This window comes from Devosia limi DSM 17137 (assembly GCF_900128975.1).
In the GTDB taxonomy this organism is placed as follows: Bacteria; Pseudomonadota; Alphaproteobacteria; order Rhizobiales; family Devosiaceae; genus Devosia; species Devosia limi.
In genome coordinates this window covers 74,129-89,880 of the sequence record NZ_FQVC01000011.1, presented here as the reverse complement: position 1 = coordinate 89,880, position 15,752 = coordinate 74,129, and the positions used below count along the sequence as shown (strand labels likewise).

Here is a 15,752-nt window from a genome sequence, read left to right as displayed (position 1 = left end):
GTCGCTCCGGACGCTGAGAGAAATTGCCGTCAATTTACGGTGTGGCCGAGCGACCCGAAACCGGGTTTCTTTGGGGCCCGCTAGCCGAAAATGGCTTGTGCCAGTCCGACAAATCGTGCGCCACGCTCCTCGAAATTCTTGAACTGATTGTAGGACGGCGCGCCAGGCGACAGGATAACGGCGTCGAAGTCGCGCCGGTGCGCGCTCAATGTGTTCATGGCTGTTTCCAGGTCAGGCTCGGCCAGCACCTTGATATGCGGCGCGTCGGTGCGCACCGCCTGCGCCAGCCTTGCGCCGGTGACGGGCAGGCAAGCCAGGGTGGTGACGCCGTAGCCGGGCAGGAGCGATGCCAGTTCTGTGTAATCCTGCTGGCGCTCGTGACCGCCAGCGATCAAGGCAATGCGGTAGCCGCGATAGGCTGCCAATGCCGCCTTGGTCGCCTCGGGCGTGGTGGAGATGGAGTCGTTGACAAAGATTGTACCGCCGAACTGGTGTTCTTCCAGCCGGTGCGGCAGGGGCATGAAGGCGGCGATCCCTGTGACAATACCATCGAGCGTACCGCCAGCGGCCAGCGCGATGCGCGCGGCGAGCTGGGCGTTGTCGAGATTATGCCCGCCTTTGAGGCGCGACTTGCCCACCGCTGCGTCGATAGCCGCAAGGGCGTGGTCGTCCAGCTCTGGCAGCAATTGGCTGGGGTCGCGCACGGCGGCCTGTACCAGGCTATTGCCCTGCGCCGCAGTGCCGAGTGCGATGCGGAAGTCACCTTCACGATCGATCAGGTGCAGCTTGTCCTTGTAGTAGCGCTGCACATTGCCATGCCAGTCGACATGCTCGGGATAGAGATTGGTCACCGCCGCGATGTCGGGCAGGAAGCTCATGTCTGCTGTCTGGTAGCTGGATAATTCCAGCACCACGACGGCGTGCCGGTCGGCGATCTCGAGCGGCGCCAGCCCGACATTGCCGGCCAACCCGGCATCGACGCCCGAATGGGTCAGCATCAGGTGGACCAGCGTCGCGGTGGTGGATTTGCCCTTGGTGCCGGTGATGGCGATGATGGTGCGCCCCGACCCATAGGCGGCGCCCCAGAGATTGAGATTGGAGCTGACCGGAATGCCGGTATCGCGCGCAATGTCGAAGATCGGCTTGTAGCGCGAAACCCCGGGGCTCTTGATGATCAGGCCAAAGCGATGGGCCAGCACCGCCGCCTTCAGGTCATCGGGGGCAATGACTTCCACATCGTCCAGTCCGGCATCGCCGCTATCGACAGTGACGAAGACCTTGAGGTCAGGCTGGCGGGCCTTGAGGAAGGCGCGGGTCGACTGCGCTTCACGGCCGGCGCCGTATAGCAGGACGGGCTCTTCAAAGCGCATAGGCTGCCACCTTGGCGGCGAGGGCCGGCGGAATGTGGTGATCGTGGCTATCGGTCAGGCATTCGGCCAATGCAGCCTGAAGCGCCGGCTCGCCATATTGGCTGAAGAGGTCGGCCTTGATCGCGCGGACTACCGCATCCTCGTGCCAATCGGCGTGGCGGGTCAGCGAGTAAAGGCACGCGGCCGCCTCAAGGATTTCGCCGACGCATTCCCACGGCTTTTGCCCGGCAAGGCCCGCGAGCTCACGGAACGAGCCTTCGTTGGCTGGCACATCGAGCAGGTTCTTGCCGAAGATCGATAGCAGTCGTTCCTTGGCCATGAAGGGCGCAAAGATCAGGAAGACAAAATGGCATTTCGGGCATTCGCTACACCAGAGCGGGCCGTCATTGCCGGTTAGTCGGAAATTGCGGTTGCAGCTGGAAAAGACATTGTCGAACTTGGTTTCGCGGCTGAAGAAGGAGGCGATCCGCGCTTCCGAATAGGGCCGCAGCAGCGAGAAATATTGCAGCGCCCCGCCGGTGGCATTGCCCAGAACGTCGGAAATCAGCAGCTCGAAGCCGAGCGACTTGGAATATTGGTGATTGGTCTCGCGGCCATCGAACACAACATTGCCCTCGCTGGCGGAGCGCTCGTTAGACAAGACGATGCGGTTATAGCCGAACAGCACGGCGCAGAGCGCCGCGATCATCGAATTGATGGCTGTGGAGGGGACGTGGCCATTGTAATAGCCCGGCTCGCTGGAGAGGCGGATCATCTCGGCGTCGAGCGTGCGGGTGACATAAACCGGCTCGGTGCCGATCTTGTCGATCGAGGTCAGGATGGGCCCCCTGGGATTGACCGCAAACGGGGTAAAGGCGACGCCAGCAGCTTGCAGCAATTCAACGCTGACCAGCGAGTCCTTGCCGCCGCCAATCGGTAGCAGCGCGCGGTCGGGCAGGGCGATGGTCGGGATGACCGTCTTGTCGTCGGGCCCGGTAATGCTGAGCTTGCCGAAACGCATCAGATTGTTGCGGGCGTAGAATTCGCCGAGGCCGTTCTCGTAGACATCGATGACGAAGGCGCGTTCGCCCTCGGTCAGCGGCAGGTCGGGTGCGCTGAGTTCCAGCGGCGCGGTCAGCTTGAAATAGCTGACCCCAAGGACCAGCGCCGTCAGATCCAGCAGCTTGCGGAAGGATGGTCCTGCCGCCGCCTCGGCCGGAGCGCCGGTGGGCAGGGTGAGCACTTCGACAAAGCGCTTGCCGGCGAGGGCATAGGCGAAGCGGGCGACGCCGGTGGCGGGGTCGAACTCGGGGCGTTCGATAAGAAATTGTGCGCTCAAACTGGGATCACTCTAGAACGAATCACGGAGCGGCCGGCGCTTCCGCTGGTCTCGCCGATATATAGATGCTTTCTCGCCATGGCGGGAGTGCGGCGGCAGCAACCTGGCTTAGTAAATCCGCATCTGCAGGCGCATGACGATTTCGCTGCCCAGCCGCTGATAGCCGTATTCACGCATCGTGCAGGCCCAGCCGGTGCCGGTCTTTTCGATGCGGAACAGATTGTAGCGCGCCGGATCGTCCAGGGTGCCGCCCTGGGCGGCGCTGGCGGCGGCAACGCCAATCACCGGGACTTCGTGCTTGGGGCCACCGATCGAATGGATCGAGGAGCGGTGGGTATGGCCGTGCAGGATTAGCTCAGCGCCATGTTCGGCAATGACCTGGCGAAACAGCTTGTGGCCCTTGAGGCCAAACGAGGGGTGCTGCAATTCGGGATTGGGCGGGTGATGAATCAGCACCGTGCGGAAATAGTCAGCATCGCCCAGCAGCTTGAGGACCTTGGCCAGTCGCTCGGCCTGGGCTTCATCGAAGCGGCCAATGGCCAGGAATGGGCGGGTCGGCACGGCGCTGGAGCAAGACACGATTGCCAGTTCGCCGACGCGGCGCACGAAGGGGAAGGCGGTATGATCCAGCGTTTCGCCGGTCATATACGGGCCCCAGAGGCGCTGGGCCTCTTCCAGCGCTCCGGGCACATAGGCATCGTGGTTGCCGGGGGCGACACAGACGCGCTCGCTATCGCCAAGGGCTTCCAGCCAGGCTCCGGCGCGGGCAATCTCGGTCGGCAGCGCCAGATTGGTCATGTCGCCGGTGACGGCGGTGAAATCGGCATGCTGTTGTTTGAGGTGTTCAACGAGGCTGGACAGTGTCTCGCTGTTGAGTTCGTCGTGGCGCTTGAGCTTCCAGTTCAGAAAACCAGTGAAGCGCTTGCCCATCAGGTCGCGCAGGGCGACGTCAGGCATGGGCGACAGGTGAACGTCCGAGATATGGGCCAGAGTGATCATCGTGGGCGTAATGGCATGCCGTTGCGCTCAAGAAAATGGGCAAACGCCCGGTTCCCCGATTTTGTCGCGTGCAAACCTCTGTTACCGATGGGGGATCGGGAGCCAAACATGCAGATGAATCGCTGGCAGAGGCTGCGCGCCAAGGTCTATCTTAACCTGATGGGGCTGAAGCGCCGCATGACGCTGGGCACCAGGGTGATGCTGGTCGACGGCGAAAAAGTCTTCCTCATCCGCCACAGCTATATTCCCGGCTGGCAGTTTCCCGGCGGGGGCGTTGAGCCGGGCGAAACGCTGGAACTGGCGGCGCAGCGCGAATTGCTGGAGGAAAGCGGCTATCGGGTAACCGCACCGATGCAGCTGTTCGGCATGTATCACAATAACAGCCCCATCACTGACCGCGACCACGTGGCGTTCTTCGTGGCCAGGGCATTCGAGCAGGCATTCGAATTCAAGCCGAACCTCGAGATCGCCGAGATTGGCTGGTTCGACAGATCAGCGCTGCCGCAAAAGGTGACACCAGCGACCAGCCAGCGGATCGACGAATATTTCGACGACGCGCCGAAGCGGGACGTCTGGGGGTATTAGGGCGGGCTGAGCGCGCAGCTCTATTCTCCGCCTGCCATTGTCTATCCCCATGCTCAACGCACACACTGATGCTGCCCCCGGATCCGGGGGGCAGCATCAGCGCGGCTTGTAAGGCGAGCGGCCCGCGGGCCAACCCACGGGGCAACCCGCTTGGGCGGCAGAGATTGCGCGCCGAGTTACTCAGCCGCACCTATTTCAAAAACGGCAGGTCCGGACCGATCGGGATGATGCGGGTCGGGTTGATGGTGGTGTGGCTCCAGTAGTAATGGGTGCGGATATGGTCGAGATCGACCGTTTCCTTGACCCCAGGCTGTTCGTAGAGCGCCTTCAGGTAATGCGAGATATTGGCGTAGTCGGCGATGCGCTGGCGATTGCACTTGAAGTGGCCGACATAGACCGCGTCGAACCGCACCAGGGTGGTGAACAGGCGCCAATCGGCCTCGGTGATGGTGTCGCCGGTCAGATAGGCGGTCTCGCCGAGCTTGCCCTCAACCCAGTCGAGCGCGTCGAACAGCTTGCGGACAGCCTCGTCATAGGCGTTCTGGCTGGTGGCAAAGCCCGCCTTGTAGACGCCGTTATTGATGTCGTCGTAAACGCGGGCATTGATTGCATCGATCTCGCCGCGCAACTCCTCTGGATAGAAATCGTCGGTATTGCCGGTCAATTCGTTGAAGGCCGAGTTGAACATGCGGATGATTTCGGAGCTCTCGTTGGAGACGATGGTGCCGCGCTGCTTGTCCCAAAGCACCGGCACGGTGACGCGGCCGGTATAGTGCGGGTCGGCCTGGGTATAGACCTGCCAGAGGTTGTCCTTGCCGAGCAGGGCATCGCCGGTCGAGCCTTCGCCGGTAAAGGTCCAGCCGGTTTCGTCAGGCATTTTGGGCGCGACAACCGAGACCGAGATCAGCGGTTCCAGATTCTTGAGCTTGCGGAAGATCAGGGTGCGGTGCGCCCAGGGGCAGGCCAGCGAAACATAGAGGTGATAGCGGTCCGCTTCAGCGGGAAAGCCGCCTTCGCCCGATGGACCGGGGCTGCCGTCGGGAGTGATCCAGTTGCGGTAGCCTGCCTGGCTGCGCTCGAACTTACCGCCGGTCTTTTTGGTGTCGTACCATTGGGTGGACCACTTTCCGTCGATCAATTGTCCCATGATCGGACTCCTTTTTGTCGTGTTGTCGTCCCATTGCTGGGGCAATCTGTGCCCAATCGGACTGCGTTGAAGAATTCTGCTGGATAGATAGACCTCGGAACGGCTCAGGATAAGGCCGGTTCCGGATAACGAAGCGTTGCCGATTTCGACCATAGCGGCGATGGAAAAACTTGGTCGCGGGAATGACTTTGTATTTACGTGAGGCCAGCATGGTGCTAATGCGGAAATCAGGCGTGGAGGCGCCCAGGATGGTAAAGGTTTTGCTGGTGACACGACGACCCTGACGGGTCCTTGAACGGTACGCTTCGAGCGGCCGGTGTTTGCTTTGCATCCCTTTTTTTCTGGACGTTCTCCCATGACCCTTGTCACTGCGCCTTCGGCTGCGGCCGTTCCTGCCTCCCTGAATGGTGTTCCTGTGGTGCGTCCGGCCAATGCCGGCGATGACGCATTCATCGAGGAATTGCAGGCGATCGCCTTCGGCCCCGGCCGCTTTGCGCGGACCGCGTTCCGGGTGCGTGAGCGGTTCCCGATCGATCCCAGCCTGAGCCTGGTTGCCGAGGTGGATGGCGTGCCCTGTGGGTCGGTGTGGATGACCCCGATCAGCGTTGGTGGCATCAATGGCTATCTGCTGGGGCCGCTGGCGACCCATCCCAATTTCCGCAAACGCGGCGCCGGCAAGCTGCTGGCGCGGGAAGTGACCCGGCTGGCCCTGGAACGCGGCGAGGGCAAGTTCGTACTGCTGGTCGGCGATCGCGATTACTATTGCCCACTCGGCTGGGAGCCCACCACGCCGGGTGCGGTCCAGTTCCCCGGCCCGGTCGATCCCGCCCGCGTCCTGCTCGCCGCCGCCGACCCGAGTCTGGCGGCTGCGCTGGCCGGCCCCATCGCGGCCTTCAAGCAGGGCTGATTGGGCGCCCTGCGAGTGGAACATCCCTGCACCCCTGCAAAAGAGGGTGCGGGGTTGCCTTTCGTCCCCTAGACTGGGCGCTTGAGAATCCGTTTGGGTGCGCCGTGTCCTTGGACGACGCTGTTATTGATCGCCTTGCAACCCGGCTGCTGCCGGCTCCGCCCGCGCCATTGGCGCGCGAGGACATGGTGCCCGACTGGGCGCCGTCACGGCCGTTCGACCGCCCGCCGGTCCCGGCCGCAGTGCTTATTGCGCTCATTCGCCGTCCGGAGGGCCACACCGTGCTTTATACAGAGCGGTCGCCCGATTTGCGGGCCCATTCGGGGCAGGTGGCTTTTCCCGGTGGCAAGATCGACAAAGGCGATACGGACGCGGCCGATGCAGCGCTACGTGAGGCCTGGGAGGAAGTTGGTCTGGAGCGCAGCGATGTCTATGTGCTCGGCTTCATGGCCCCCTATTTTACCGGCACCAACTATCTGATTACGCCGGTGGTGGCGACGGTCGAGCCCAGCGGACCTTTCGTGCCCAATCCCGGCGAAGTGCACTCGGTGTTCGAGGTGCCGCTGGCGCGGATCTTGCGGCACGAGAGCTATGGCCGGTTCCGCATCAAGCGCGATGGCAAGGAGCACCAGACCTGGCAGATCGATCACGATGGTCACACCATCTGGGGCATAACCGCCAATCTGACCCGGATGTTCCGGGACATTGCACTCGATGAGGCGGACGCTTGACCGGGGTCGGTATCGCCGAGGCGCGGCTGCGCGAAGCCGAATGGCGCGGGCGCGCCGAGACGCAGACGATTCTGGCTGTTCTGGACGGCGCAGAGGGCCGAACGCGGGCCGTGGGCGGGGTGGTGCGCGACACCATTATGGGGCGTCATCGCGACAATCCCGATATCGATCTGGCGACCGAACTGACCCCCGAAGAGGTCACGGAACGGGCCAGGCGCGCGGGGATCGCGGTTTATCCGACAGGGATCGAGCACGGAACCGTTACCCTCAAGCTGGGCGATACCCTGGCTGAGGTCACGACGCTGCGTCATGACGTGGAAACCAATGGCCGCCACGCCGTGGTCAGCTTTGGTGCAGACTGGGCGGAGGATGCGGCGCGGCGCGATTTCACGATCAACGCGCTGTATGTCCATGCCAATGGTACGCTGTTCGACCCGCTGGGTGGGTTGGCTGACTGTCTCGAAGGGCGCGTGCGGTTCATTGGCGAGGCGGCGGCGCGGATCGCCGAGGATGGTTTGCGCGTCTACCGGTTCTTCCGTTTCTCTGCGAGCCATGGCGGTGAGCATTTCGATGTGACGGGCGCATCTGCCTGTGCCGAGGCTGTCGGACATCTGGGGCATTTGTCGGCCGAGCGCGTCGGCGCCGAAATGCTGCGCATGCTGGCGCTGCCTAAAGTCGCCGCAACCCTGCGGGCAATGGTTCGCATCGGCCTGCTGGTAATTGCCGAGGAAACGCTACAGGCCCTTCGCAATTACGAGCGGCAGGTCGGCTCGCCAACAGTGGCGGGGCGGCTTGCCCTGCTGCTCTGCGATCAGCCAGTTCAAGCTTTGCAGTCGGGTTGGCGGCTGTCCAATGAACTGGTCAAGACCGCTATCGCTGTGCGCGCCGCTGCGGCGCTTTTAAGCGACCTGCAGACCAATGAGGCGATGTATCGCTATCGCGACTATCTGGGGGATGGGCTAGACGTGGCTGCGGTGCAGGCAGGCTGGGGAGAAGCGGGCAAGGTCGCAATGGCCGAGCAGCTCAGCATCGCGCATGACTTGCCGGCATTCCCCGTGAGTGGGCATGACCTTCTGGCGGCCGGCATTGCGGCCGGTCCGCTCCTGGGTCAGACATTGGCGCGCCTCGAACGCGACTGGATCGATAGCGGCTTCGCACTGGATCGGCAGGCGCTGCTGTTGCGCCTGCGGGAACGGTAATTCCGGTCTAGTGCTTGGCGGGCTTGTCGCCGGTATCGACGATGCGCTCCTTGATCCGCTCGATCATGTCGGGTCGGATTTCGGTTTCGCCGTGCAGGTTACGCAGATTTTCGACCGCGCGACGAATAACCTCTGCCTCACTGTCAGCCTCGGCATGCCAGGTGGATCCGGGGATAAGGGAGCCGGAATCAAAGCGTTTCATCGTGCATCCTCCTATTCGTGGTGACGGACGGAACCTTAGCAGCCGAACGTGGTCAGGGGGAGGCAGGTTCCCTCAATCGTCAGTGAAGAGGCCCAACTGGTTGAGCCCATCGAGCCAGGTGGCGCCATCCTTGCGGATGACATCGCGCGGCAGGACGCCGGTTTCGGCCGCCAGCGCATCGGCCAGAATGCGCGAATGGGTGACCACCCAAATCTGGCTGCGCTCCGCCGCCTTGGCGATAATGCGGGCCAGAGCCGGCAGTAAATCGGGGTGCAGGCTTGCCTCCGGCTCGTTGAGCGCGATCAGCGGCGGCAGGCGGTAGGAGAGCAGGGCGCCCATAAGCGCCAGGAATTGCAGCGTGCCGTCGGAGAGTTCGGCGGCGCCAAAAGCCCGACTCGGCATGTCTGGAAAGGTCATGCTGAAACTGGCATTCGTGTCCGGCATGGGAACATCGAGAAATGCGCCGGGAAAGGCGTCCTCGATGGCCGCGTCCAGATCGATACTCTCCTGCCGGATGTGGCGGAGCGTGGCGAAGACTGCAGCGAGGTTGGACCCATCGGCGTTGAGCATCGGCGCGGTGATGGCGAGAGCCGGCCGGCGCAGCGGTGAGGCGGGATCTGTTCGAAAGCCGTGGTAGAAGCGCCAACTGGCTATGGTGTGGCGGACCGCATCAACCTCGGGAAAGCTGCCGCGCACCGCCGCGAGTGCCGTCTCGCTGGCGAGCAGCGGCTCCTCGAGCTGCCGACGCTTGCCGGCGTCATCGCGGAACCAGGCCGCCGCACCCTTGCGCTCCAGGAGATCGGTATTGCGGCTGCCCTGCCGCAGCGTCAGGGACTCGAGCTTGATCTGGGCTTCGCTATCGAATGCTGCGTCGGAAATCTTGTTGGGAAACCCGGTTTCGATCCGGTAGGTCGGCGCGAACGTATCGTTGCCCTCGGAGCCGGCCAGCACATTGTCCAGCCGCACTTCGAGCACCAGACGCGGCTGATCGTTGACCTTGCGCTCGCCTGCCCAGAGGAGCGACGCCAGCCCGCCCTGGCGCGCCACGGCTTCTGCCAGGTCGCCAGTAGCGGCGGCCCGGACCAGTTCTAAGGCCCGGTAAAGATTGGTCTTGCCGACGCCATTGGCCCCGACCAGCACCGACAATTGCCGCACCGGAAACCGGATCGAGCGCACCGAGCGATAGCCGGCAATGTGGATGTCGGTCAGGCCCATGGCGCCTCAGTGTTTCAGGGCCAGCGGACTTCCGGCGGCATCGAGGAGAGAATCGAATTCACGTTACCACCGGTTTTGAGGCCGAATGTGGTGCCGCGATCATAGAGCAGGTTGAATTCGACATAGCGGCCGCGGCGCACCAATTGCTCGTTGCGGTCGGCTTCGGTCCAGGTCGTCTCGAAATTGCGCCGGACCAGATCGGGATAGATGCCGAGAAACGCCTCGCCGACGGCCTTGGTGAAATCGAAATCGGCATCCCAGTCGCCGGTATTGTGCTGGTCGTAGAAAATGCCGCCAGTGCCGCGATGTTCCTTGCGGTGCGGCAGGTAGAAATAGTCGTCGCACCATTGCTTGAAGTGTGCGTAATCGACGCCCGGGCGGTCGTCGCATGCGGCCCGCATCGCGGCGTGGAAGTCGACAGTGTCGACGTCGTCCTGAAGCCGGCGGCGATCCAGCACCGGGGTCAGGTCGGCACCGCCGCCGAACCATTGCTTGCCGGTGACGATCATGCGCGTATTCATATGAACGGCGGGGACGTGCGGGTTCCAGGGGTGGACGATCAGCGAGATGCCCGAGCTCCAGAACTCGGCGCCTTCTTCGGTGCCCGGCATCTGCTTGGCGAAGTCTGCGGAGAACTCGCCGTGGACGGTCGAGATATGCACGCCCGCCTTTTCGAAAACGCGACCATGCAGCATCGACATTTCCCCACCGCCGCCGGCGGCGCGATCCCATGGGGTGCGCTCGAAGCGTCCCGGCGCCCGATCGGCATGCGGGCCCTGCACATCGTCCTCGATCCGCTCAAAGGCTGTGCAAATCCGGTCGCGCAAGGCGCGAAACCAGGCTTCAGCAGTGGTCTTTTTGGTGTCGATATCGGCTGGAAGGGTCATGTGAGGTCCGAAAATCCGTCTGTCTGGCGTTTGGCTTCGCCTACAATAAGGGTTGCGGCGAGAGCCACATTGATCGAGCGCAAACCGTCGCGCATCGGAATGCGGACGCACAGGTCGCAAGCTGCGGCGACGGCGTCGGGAACGCCGGCGCTTTCCCGGCCAACCATCAGAATGTCGTCGCCATCGTAGCGTTGCGTATAGGCCGAGTCGGTGGCCTTGGTGCTCAAGAGCACGAGGCGCCGTCCCTGTACACGCCGCCAGGTGTCGAACTGGGCGAAGCTGACATGCTCGCGCACATTGGCGTGGTCGAGATAATCGAGGCCTGCCCGGGCCAGGTTTTTCGCAGAGAAGGTGAAGCCGGTGGGATGAATGATATGAATCGGCACGCCAATACAGGCACCCAGCCGCATTAAAGTGCCGGTATTCTGGGCAATGTCGGGCTGGTAAAGGGCGAGTTCGACGGGCATGGACCGGGCTTTGCGGGGGGCGGTGTGCCAAAATGGGCGGCACAACGGTGTTCATGAGCCATATTGCAGCTGGCGCCACAGGAACATGGGTATAGTGTCGCACTTGTCTCGTGTCACTGCCGGGCGCTCTGGACAAGAGCCTGTGACAGTGCAAAAAGACCGCAACTGACGGGCCGCTTGAGGGCGGCGGCGACCGATTCCGCGTATCTGCGTAAATTGGGCTGCCGATGCCGGCTCGTCTTATGTGCATTGTACGGGGATCGTAACCTTGGCTACGCAAGCAGAACATCATTCGACACGGCGGGATTTCCTCTTTGTCGCGACCGGCGCAGTCGGGGCCGTTGGCGCCGCAGCAGTGGTCTGGCCGCTGATCAATCAGCTCAATCCGGACGCATCGACGCTGGCCCTGGCCAGCATCGAGTTCAATCTGGCCGGCATCGAAGAAGGCCAGTCGGTCACCATCATGTGGCGTGGCCTGCCGGTTTTCGTGCGGCATCGCACCCCGGCAGAGATCGCAGAGGCGCAGGCGGTTCCGCTCAGCGAGCTCAAGGATCCTGCAACCGACCAGGAACGTACCAAGCCCGGCCACGAGCAGTGGCTCGTCATGATCGCCAACTGCACCCATCTGGGTTGCGTTCCAGTTGGCGACTCGGGCGATTTCGATGGCTGGTTCTGCCCCTGCCACGGTTCGCACTATGACTCTGCCGGCCGTATCCGCCGAGGCCCCGCACCGACCAATCTGGTGCTGCCGCCTTATGAATTCCTCAGCGATACGCTGATCCAGATCGGTTAGTGGGGCTTATCCGATGTCCGAACATTCGACATATACACCAGGTAGCGGCGTCGAGAAGTGGCTCGACGAACGCCTGCCGATCATCCGGTTTTCCAAAGAACACCTGATGGACTTCCCCACGCCGAAGAACCTCAATTACTGGTGGACCTTTGGCGCCATCCTGGCCTTCATGCTGGTGGTGCAGATCATCACCGGCGTGGTTCTGGCCATGCATTACACCCCCAATGTCGCGCTGGCGTTCGACTCGGTCGAGCACATCCGCCGTGACGTCAATGGTGGCCGCATCATCCAGGCAACCCACGCCGTGGGCGCGTCGATGTTCTTTGCTGCCGTCTATATCCACATCTTCCGTGGCATGTATTTCGGCTCCTACAAGGCGCCCCGCGAGATCCTGTGGATCCTGGGCGTGCTGATTTTCGTGCTGATGATGGCGACTGCCTTCATGGGCTACGTGCTGCCCTGGGGCCAGATGTCTGGTTGGGCTGCTACCGTGATCACCAACATCTTTGCCGCGATCCCGGTTGTCGGTACGCCGCTGCTGGAACTGCTGCGCGGTGGTTTTTCGGTGGGCAATCCGACCCTGAACCGCTTCTTCTCGCTGCATTACCTGCTGCCGTTCGTGATTGCCGCCGTCGTCGTGCTGCACATCTGGGCGCTGCACGTGCCGGGCAATAACAACCCGACTGGTGTCGATGTGAAGTCGAGCCGCGATACGGTGCCGTTCCACCCGTATTACACGATGAAGGATCTGTTCGGCATTGTGCTGTTCCTGATCCCCTTCGCCTGGTTCGTGTTCTTTGCCCCCGATATCCTGGGCCACCCGGACAATTACATTCCGTTCAATCCGCAGGTGACGCCGGCCCATATCGTTCCTGAATGGTACTTCCTGCCGTTCTACGCGATCCTGCGTGCCATCGACTTCAACATCCTGTTCATCGACTCCAAGCTCGGCGGCGTGATCTTCTTCGGCGGCTCGATCCTGATCCTGTTCTTCCTGCCCTGGCTGGATACGTCCAAGGTTCGCTCGGGTACCTTCCGCCCGATGTTCAAGTGGTTCTACTGGCTGTTTGTGGTCAACTTCGTGGCGCTGACCTATCTGGGTGCAGCTCCTGCAGAAGGCATCTATGTGGTGCTGGCCAAGATCACCACGTTCTACTACTTCGCGCATTTCCTCATCATTCTGCCGCTTCTCTCTCGCCTTGAGACGCCTCGGCCGCTGCCGACCAGCATCTCCGAGAGTGTCCTCGGCAAAGCGCATTCGTGACGGGCGGGGCTGGTTCAATGTTCAATACCAAGACTATCATCGCCGCTCTGGCCATGGTCGCCGCATCGGCACTCGCGGCTCCTGCCGCGCAGGCCGCAGGTGAGGCACCCCATATCGAGAAGCAGGACTGGAGCTTTGCGGGGATTTTCGGCACTTATGACGAAAATCAGCTGCAGCGTGGCTTCCAGATCTTTCGCGAAGTCTGCTCGAGCTGCCATGGCGCCCGGTTGATCGCATTCCGCAATCTGGCTGAGCCAGGTGGTCCGGGGTTCTCGGAAGCCCAGATCAAGGCGCTTGCCGCCGAGTACGAGATCGCCGATTCGACAGCTGAAGGCGGCGTACGCCCCGGTGTTCCGGCTGACCGCTGGCCTTCCCCGTTCGCGACCGAGCAGGATGCTCGTGATGCCAATGGCGGCGCGCTGCCCCCGGACTTCTCGGTGCTGGCCAAGGCTCGCGGCGTTACCGACGCGTTCCCATGGTGGCTGACCAATTACTTCACCGGCTATTCGGAAGGCGGCCCGGACTATATCCACGCGCTGCTGACTGGCTATCACGACGAAGCACCCGAAGGCTTCGATCTGCCTGAAGGCAAGTCGTATAACGACGTGTTCCCAGGCCACGCGATCGGCATGGCCCCGCCGCTGATGGACGAAATGATCGCCTATACTCCGGGTGAAGATGGCGTCGAAGTGCCAATGACGGTTGATCAGTATTCCAAGGACGTTTCCGCCTACATGATGTGGATGGCCGAACCGGGTCTGGTGGCCCGCAAGGAAACCGGTTTCCGTGTCCTGCTGTTCCTGTTCCTCTTCGCTGGCCTGATGTGGGCAACCAAGCGCCGTATCTGGAAGGGTATCGAGCACTGATCTGACGGCCGGCAGCGGTCGCTGTTTAAGATTTGCAAAGGGCCCCAATGGGGCCCTTTGTCGCTTCTGGGCAGCGCGAGGGCGATACGAGACGTCCGGTGCCAATCACACTTGCCAAGTTCCCCTTGCCAATGCCGGCCAAGACCGCAATATAAATGGCACGCAGATCAGCACCGCCGGGAGCAGCCATGTCAGCCATTCGCATTGCCGTCACCGTGGTTGGCGCTGCAGTCACCATGAGCCGCCACCCCGTCGTGCGCGCAGGTGTGCTGGCCCTTGCCAGCAATCCGAAGACCCGTGAGGCTGCCATCGGTGCGGCCTATAATGCCGGCGTCATTGCCCGGCATATTGTCGGTCGCGGCCGTCCCTAATCCACACTTCCGTTCCAGACAGGTTCCTTATGTCGCTCGACCTTGCCAAGCTCGACCTCAAGTCCCTTGTGCGCACGATTCCGGACTATCCCAAGAAGGGTATCCTGTTCCGGGATATCACGACCCTGATCGAGCATCCCGAAGGGTTCAAGGAGAGCGTTGAACGCATCGCCAACGCCCATCGGGGGCAGGGGGTGACCCATGTCGCCGGGATCGAGGCGCGCGGCTTTATCTTTGGTGCCGGCGTGGCCATCGCCATGGGCGTAGGCTTCATCCCGATCCGCAAGAAGGGCAAGCTGCCCGGCGAGACCATCGGGCAGAATTACGCGCTGGAATATGGGGTCGACACCATCGAGATCCATGCCGATGTGCTCGATGATGGCGATGTGGTGCTGCTGGTCGACGATCTGATTGCCACTGGTGGCACCGCGATTGCCGCTGTGGGGCTGTTGCGCCGGACCGGCGCCACGATCACGCATGCTGCATTCGTGATCGATCTGCCCGATCTGGGTGGTGCGGCCAAGCTGGCAGCCGAAGGGGTAGAGGTCACTGCCCTGATCGCTTTCGACGGGCACTAAGGCACTGAGGCAAGTCCCAGCTGAATGTGCCTACCAGTTATTGCGGCCGTCCATCTTCTCGATGGTAACGCTTGACCAATCGAAATCGTCGATCAGCCGCAGGTTGAGGGCATAGATCTGCGTCGTCGGGACGGCGGTTGGGTCCCCATTCTTGGCTGTGCCGTCGCTATTATACATCGAGCTCCAATCCGGCGAGACGCCGTAGGTGTGCATGCCGCACGTGGTGCAGAAGTGGTGCTCGCCGCTGCCACTGGCGGAATAGATTGTGCCGGCAGTGTCCGAGAGAATTTTCACCTCGCCCGGTTGATAATAGCCCCAGACCGCTCCGGTGCGGCTGCAGAAGGTGCAATTGCACTCAGCCGCGTGGGTGGGCGGCTGCTGCACTTCGAGCTTGGTAGCGCCGCAATGGCAGCTGGCGAACAGGGGCATGGCAGGTCTCCGTTTTTGGTGTCGCACTCAGGATAGGTCCACCCTGCTGACAAGTTGTGTCAGCAGGGTGGCATTGCGCCCTAGTGGCCAGGCGACTTGGCCAGCAGGGCTTCCAGGGAGGGCAGCGGCGCAGGGCTCTGCTTTGGCTGCGGCACCTTGCGGGCCTCGGTCTTCTTGATCGGCAGTGGCGCGCCGTGGCGCGGCACGTTGTTGGTGCGGGCAACTGGTCGGGGCCGCTGGAAGGTGTTTTTTGGCATGACAAGCCTCTCTCAATCCCCACCCGGCGCGTTTACGCGGTGCGGGGGTCAAAACGATGCGCAGCGCGGCGCGCCGTGCGATGAAGCGGGTTTGTCGGGACGTCAGGGATGCCGGGATGGAAAGAGGCAAATGGCCGTCAGAGCGGCAGCAGCGCACTTAATCTGAC

At 62.4% G+C, this 15,752-nt stretch carries 19 protein-coding genes; 9 read left to right on the top strand and 10 right to left on the bottom strand.

The window, feature by feature from the left end:
• Positions 1 to 80: 80 nt before the first annotated feature.
• From murD to BUA69_RS16255, 3 genes are all read right to left on the bottom strand, one after another.
• Entirely contained in the window at positions 81 to 1,370 is a 1,290-nt protein-coding gene (gene murD / locus BUA69_RS16265; RefSeq protein ID WP_046134237.1) for a UDP-N-acetylmuramoyl-L-alanine--D-glutamate ligase, read from the bottom strand.
• Positions 1,360 to 2,688 carry a MurL-like N-terminal domain-containing gene (locus BUA69_RS16260; RefSeq protein ID WP_046134236.1) on the bottom strand — a complete coding sequence of 443 codons (1,329 nt, stop codon included), beginning with the start codon at positions 2,686 to 2,688 and terminating at the stop codon, positions 1,360 to 1,362. The genes murD and BUA69_RS16260 overlap by 11 nt, the downstream gene beginning before the upstream one ends.
• A 108-nt stretch (positions 2,689 to 2,796) precedes the next feature.
• Positions 2,797 to 3,687, bottom strand: coding sequence for a metallophosphoesterase family protein (locus BUA69_RS16255; RefSeq protein ID WP_046134235.1), 891 nt, complete (start codon positions 3,685 to 3,687; stop codon positions 2,797 to 2,799).
• Between the two features lie 108 nt (positions 3,688 to 3,795).
• On the opposite strand from BUA69_RS16255, the gene BUA69_RS16250 reads away from it, so the two are divergent.
• On the top strand, positions 3,796 to 4,272 hold the full coding sequence (locus tag BUA69_RS16250; RefSeq protein ID WP_052950405.1) for an NUDIX domain-containing protein: 477 nt from the start codon (positions 3,796 to 3,798) through the stop codon (positions 4,270 to 4,272).
• Positions 4,273 to 4,462: 190 nt separating this feature from the next.
• Here BUA69_RS16250 and BUA69_RS16245 read toward each other — a convergent pair whose 3' ends face one another.
• Complete coding sequence (locus BUA69_RS16245; protein WP_046134234.1) at positions 4,463 to 5,419, bottom strand: glutathione S-transferase family protein; 957 nt, start codon at positions 5,417 to 5,419, stop codon at positions 4,463 to 4,465.
• 355 nt (positions 5,420 to 5,774) lie between these two features.
• On the opposite strand from BUA69_RS16245, the gene BUA69_RS16240 reads away from it, so the two are divergent.
• The 3 genes from BUA69_RS16240 (at position 5,775) to BUA69_RS16230 (ending at position 8,256) form a co-directional block, all read left to right on the top strand.
• A complete protein-coding gene (locus BUA69_RS16240; protein ID WP_072866596.1) occupies positions 5,775 to 6,326 on the top strand; it encodes a GNAT family N-acetyltransferase in 552 nt (183 codons plus the stop codon).
• Between the two features lie 110 nt (positions 6,327 to 6,436).
• Positions 6,437 to 7,057 (top strand): CoA pyrophosphatase, encoded by a 621-nt coding sequence (locus tag BUA69_RS16235; RefSeq protein ID WP_052950404.1) that lies wholly within the window; start codon positions 6,437 to 6,439, stop codon positions 7,055 to 7,057.
• Positions 7,054 to 8,256, top strand: coding sequence for a CCA tRNA nucleotidyltransferase (locus tag BUA69_RS16230; RefSeq protein ID WP_082093729.1), 1,203 nt, complete (start codon positions 7,054 to 7,056; stop codon positions 8,254 to 8,256). The genes BUA69_RS16235 and BUA69_RS16230 overlap by 4 nt, the downstream gene beginning before the upstream one ends.
• A 7-nt stretch (positions 8,257 to 8,263) precedes the next feature.
• On the opposite strand, the gene BUA69_RS16225 is transcribed toward BUA69_RS16230, so the two are convergent.
• The 4 genes from BUA69_RS16225 to BUA69_RS16210 form a co-directional block, all read right to left on the bottom strand.
• Positions 8,264 to 8,458, bottom strand: a complete 195-nt coding sequence (locus BUA69_RS16225) for a DUF1059 domain-containing protein (RefSeq protein WP_046134233.1) — start codon at positions 8,456 to 8,458, stop codon at positions 8,264 to 8,266.
• A 72-nt stretch (positions 8,459 to 8,530) separates the two neighbouring features.
• Positions 8,531 to 9,673: an AAA family ATPase gene (locus BUA69_RS16220; protein WP_046134232.1), complete on the bottom strand. Its 1,143-nt coding sequence runs from the start codon at positions 9,671 to 9,673 to the stop codon at positions 8,531 to 8,533.
• 14 nt (positions 9,674 to 9,687) lie between these two features.
• Positions 9,688 to 10,560 (bottom strand): oxygen-dependent coproporphyrinogen oxidase, encoded by an 873-nt coding sequence (gene hemF, locus BUA69_RS16215; protein WP_046134231.1) that lies wholly within the window; start codon positions 10,558 to 10,560, stop codon positions 9,688 to 9,690.
• Positions 10,557 to 11,027 carry a tRNA (cytidine(34)-2'-O)-methyltransferase gene (locus BUA69_RS16210; RefSeq protein ID WP_046134230.1) on the bottom strand — a complete coding sequence of 157 codons (471 nt, stop codon included), beginning with the start codon at positions 11,025 to 11,027 and terminating at the stop codon, positions 10,557 to 10,559. Before BUA69_RS16210 ends, hemF begins: the two co-directional genes overlap by 4 nt.
• A 268-nt stretch (positions 11,028 to 11,295) precedes the next feature.
• On the opposite strand from BUA69_RS16210, the gene petA reads away from it, so the two are divergent.
• The 5 genes from petA (at position 11,296) to BUA69_RS16185 (ending at position 14,899) form a co-directional block, all read left to right on the top strand.
• Positions 11,296 to 11,820: a ubiquinol-cytochrome c reductase iron-sulfur subunit gene (gene petA / locus BUA69_RS16205; RefSeq protein ID WP_046134229.1), complete on the top strand. Its 525-nt coding sequence runs from the start codon at positions 11,296 to 11,298 to the stop codon at positions 11,818 to 11,820.
• A 13-nt stretch (positions 11,821 to 11,833) separates the two neighbouring features.
• Positions 11,834 to 13,084, top strand: a complete 1,251-nt coding sequence (locus BUA69_RS16200; protein ID WP_046134228.1) for a cytochrome b — start codon at positions 11,834 to 11,836, stop codon at positions 13,082 to 13,084.
• Between the two features lie 17 nt (positions 13,085 to 13,101).
• Positions 13,102 to 13,950, top strand: coding sequence for a cytochrome c1 (locus BUA69_RS16195; RefSeq protein WP_046134227.1), 849 nt, complete (start codon positions 13,102 to 13,104; stop codon positions 13,948 to 13,950).
• 188 nt (positions 13,951 to 14,138) lie between these two features.
• A complete protein-coding gene (locus tag BUA69_RS16190; protein WP_046134226.1) occupies positions 14,139 to 14,321 on the top strand; it encodes a hypothetical protein in 183 nt (60 codons plus the stop codon).
• A gap of 29 nt (positions 14,322 to 14,350) precedes the next feature.
• A complete protein-coding gene (locus tag BUA69_RS16185) occupies positions 14,351 to 14,899 on the top strand; it encodes an adenine phosphoribosyltransferase (protein ID WP_046134225.1) in 549 nt (182 codons plus the stop codon).
• Between the two features lie 30 nt (positions 14,900 to 14,929).
• Here the strand turns inward: BUA69_RS16185 and BUA69_RS16180 are convergent, their stop codons facing one another.
• A complete protein-coding gene (locus BUA69_RS16180; protein ID WP_046134224.1) occupies positions 14,930 to 15,328 on the bottom strand; it encodes a GFA family protein in 399 nt (132 codons plus the stop codon).
• A gap of 80 nt (positions 15,329 to 15,408) precedes the next feature.
• A complete protein-coding gene (locus BUA69_RS21065; protein WP_160300104.1) occupies positions 15,409 to 15,585 on the bottom strand; it encodes a hypothetical protein in 177 nt (58 codons plus the stop codon).
• Positions 15,586 to 15,752 lie beyond the last annotated feature (167 nt).

Coding starts and splice junctions, on each gene's coding strand:
- BUA69_RS16180 (WP_046134224.1), bottom strand. CDS start 15,328: ATGCCCCTGTTCGCCAGCTGCCATTGCGGCGCTACCAAGCTCGAAGTG.
- BUA69_RS16195 (WP_046134227.1), top strand. CDS start 13,102: ATGTTCAATACCAAGACTATCATCGCCGCTCTGGCCATGGTCGCCGCA.
- BUA69_RS16240 (WP_072866596.1), top strand. CDS start 5,775: ATGACCCTTGTCACTGCGCCTTCGGCTGCGGCCGTTCCTGCCTCCCTG.
- BUA69_RS16185 (WP_046134225.1), top strand. CDS start 14,351: ATGTCGCTCGACCTTGCCAAGCTCGACCTCAAGTCCCTTGTGCGCACG.
- BUA69_RS16245 (WP_046134234.1), bottom strand. CDS start 5,419: ATGGGACAATTGATCGACGGAAAGTGGTCCACCCAATGGTACGACACC.
- hemF (WP_046134231.1), bottom strand. CDS start 10,560: ATGACCCTTCCAGCCGATATCGACACCAAAAAGACCACTGCTGAAGCC.
- BUA69_RS16250 (WP_052950405.1), top strand. CDS start 3,796: ATGCAGATGAATCGCTGGCAGAGGCTGCGCGCCAAGGTCTATCTTAAC.
- BUA69_RS16255 (WP_046134235.1), bottom strand. CDS start 3,687: ATGATCACTCTGGCCCATATCTCGGACGTTCACCTGTCGCCCATGCCT.
- BUA69_RS16190 (WP_046134226.1), top strand. CDS start 14,139: ATGTCAGCCATTCGCATTGCCGTCACCGTGGTTGGCGCTGCAGTCACC.
- murD (WP_046134237.1), bottom strand. CDS start 1,370: ATGCGCTTTGAAGAGCCCGTCCTGCTATACGGCGCCGGCCGTGAAGCG.
- BUA69_RS21065 (WP_160300104.1), bottom strand. CDS start 15,585: ATGCCAAAAAACACCTTCCAGCGGCCCCGACCAGTTGCCCGCACCAAC.
- BUA69_RS16210 (WP_046134230.1), bottom strand. CDS start 11,027: ATGCCCGTCGAACTCGCCCTTTACCAGCCCGACATTGCCCAGAATACC.
- BUA69_RS16200 (WP_046134228.1), top strand. CDS start 11,834: ATGTCCGAACATTCGACATATACACCAGGTAGCGGCGTCGAGAAGTGG.
- BUA69_RS16220 (WP_046134232.1), bottom strand. CDS start 9,673: ATGGGCCTGACCGACATCCACATTGCCGGCTATCGCTCGGTGCGCTCG.
- BUA69_RS16225 (WP_046134233.1), bottom strand. CDS start 8,458: ATGAAACGCTTTGATTCCGGCTCCCTTATCCCCGGATCCACCTGGCAT.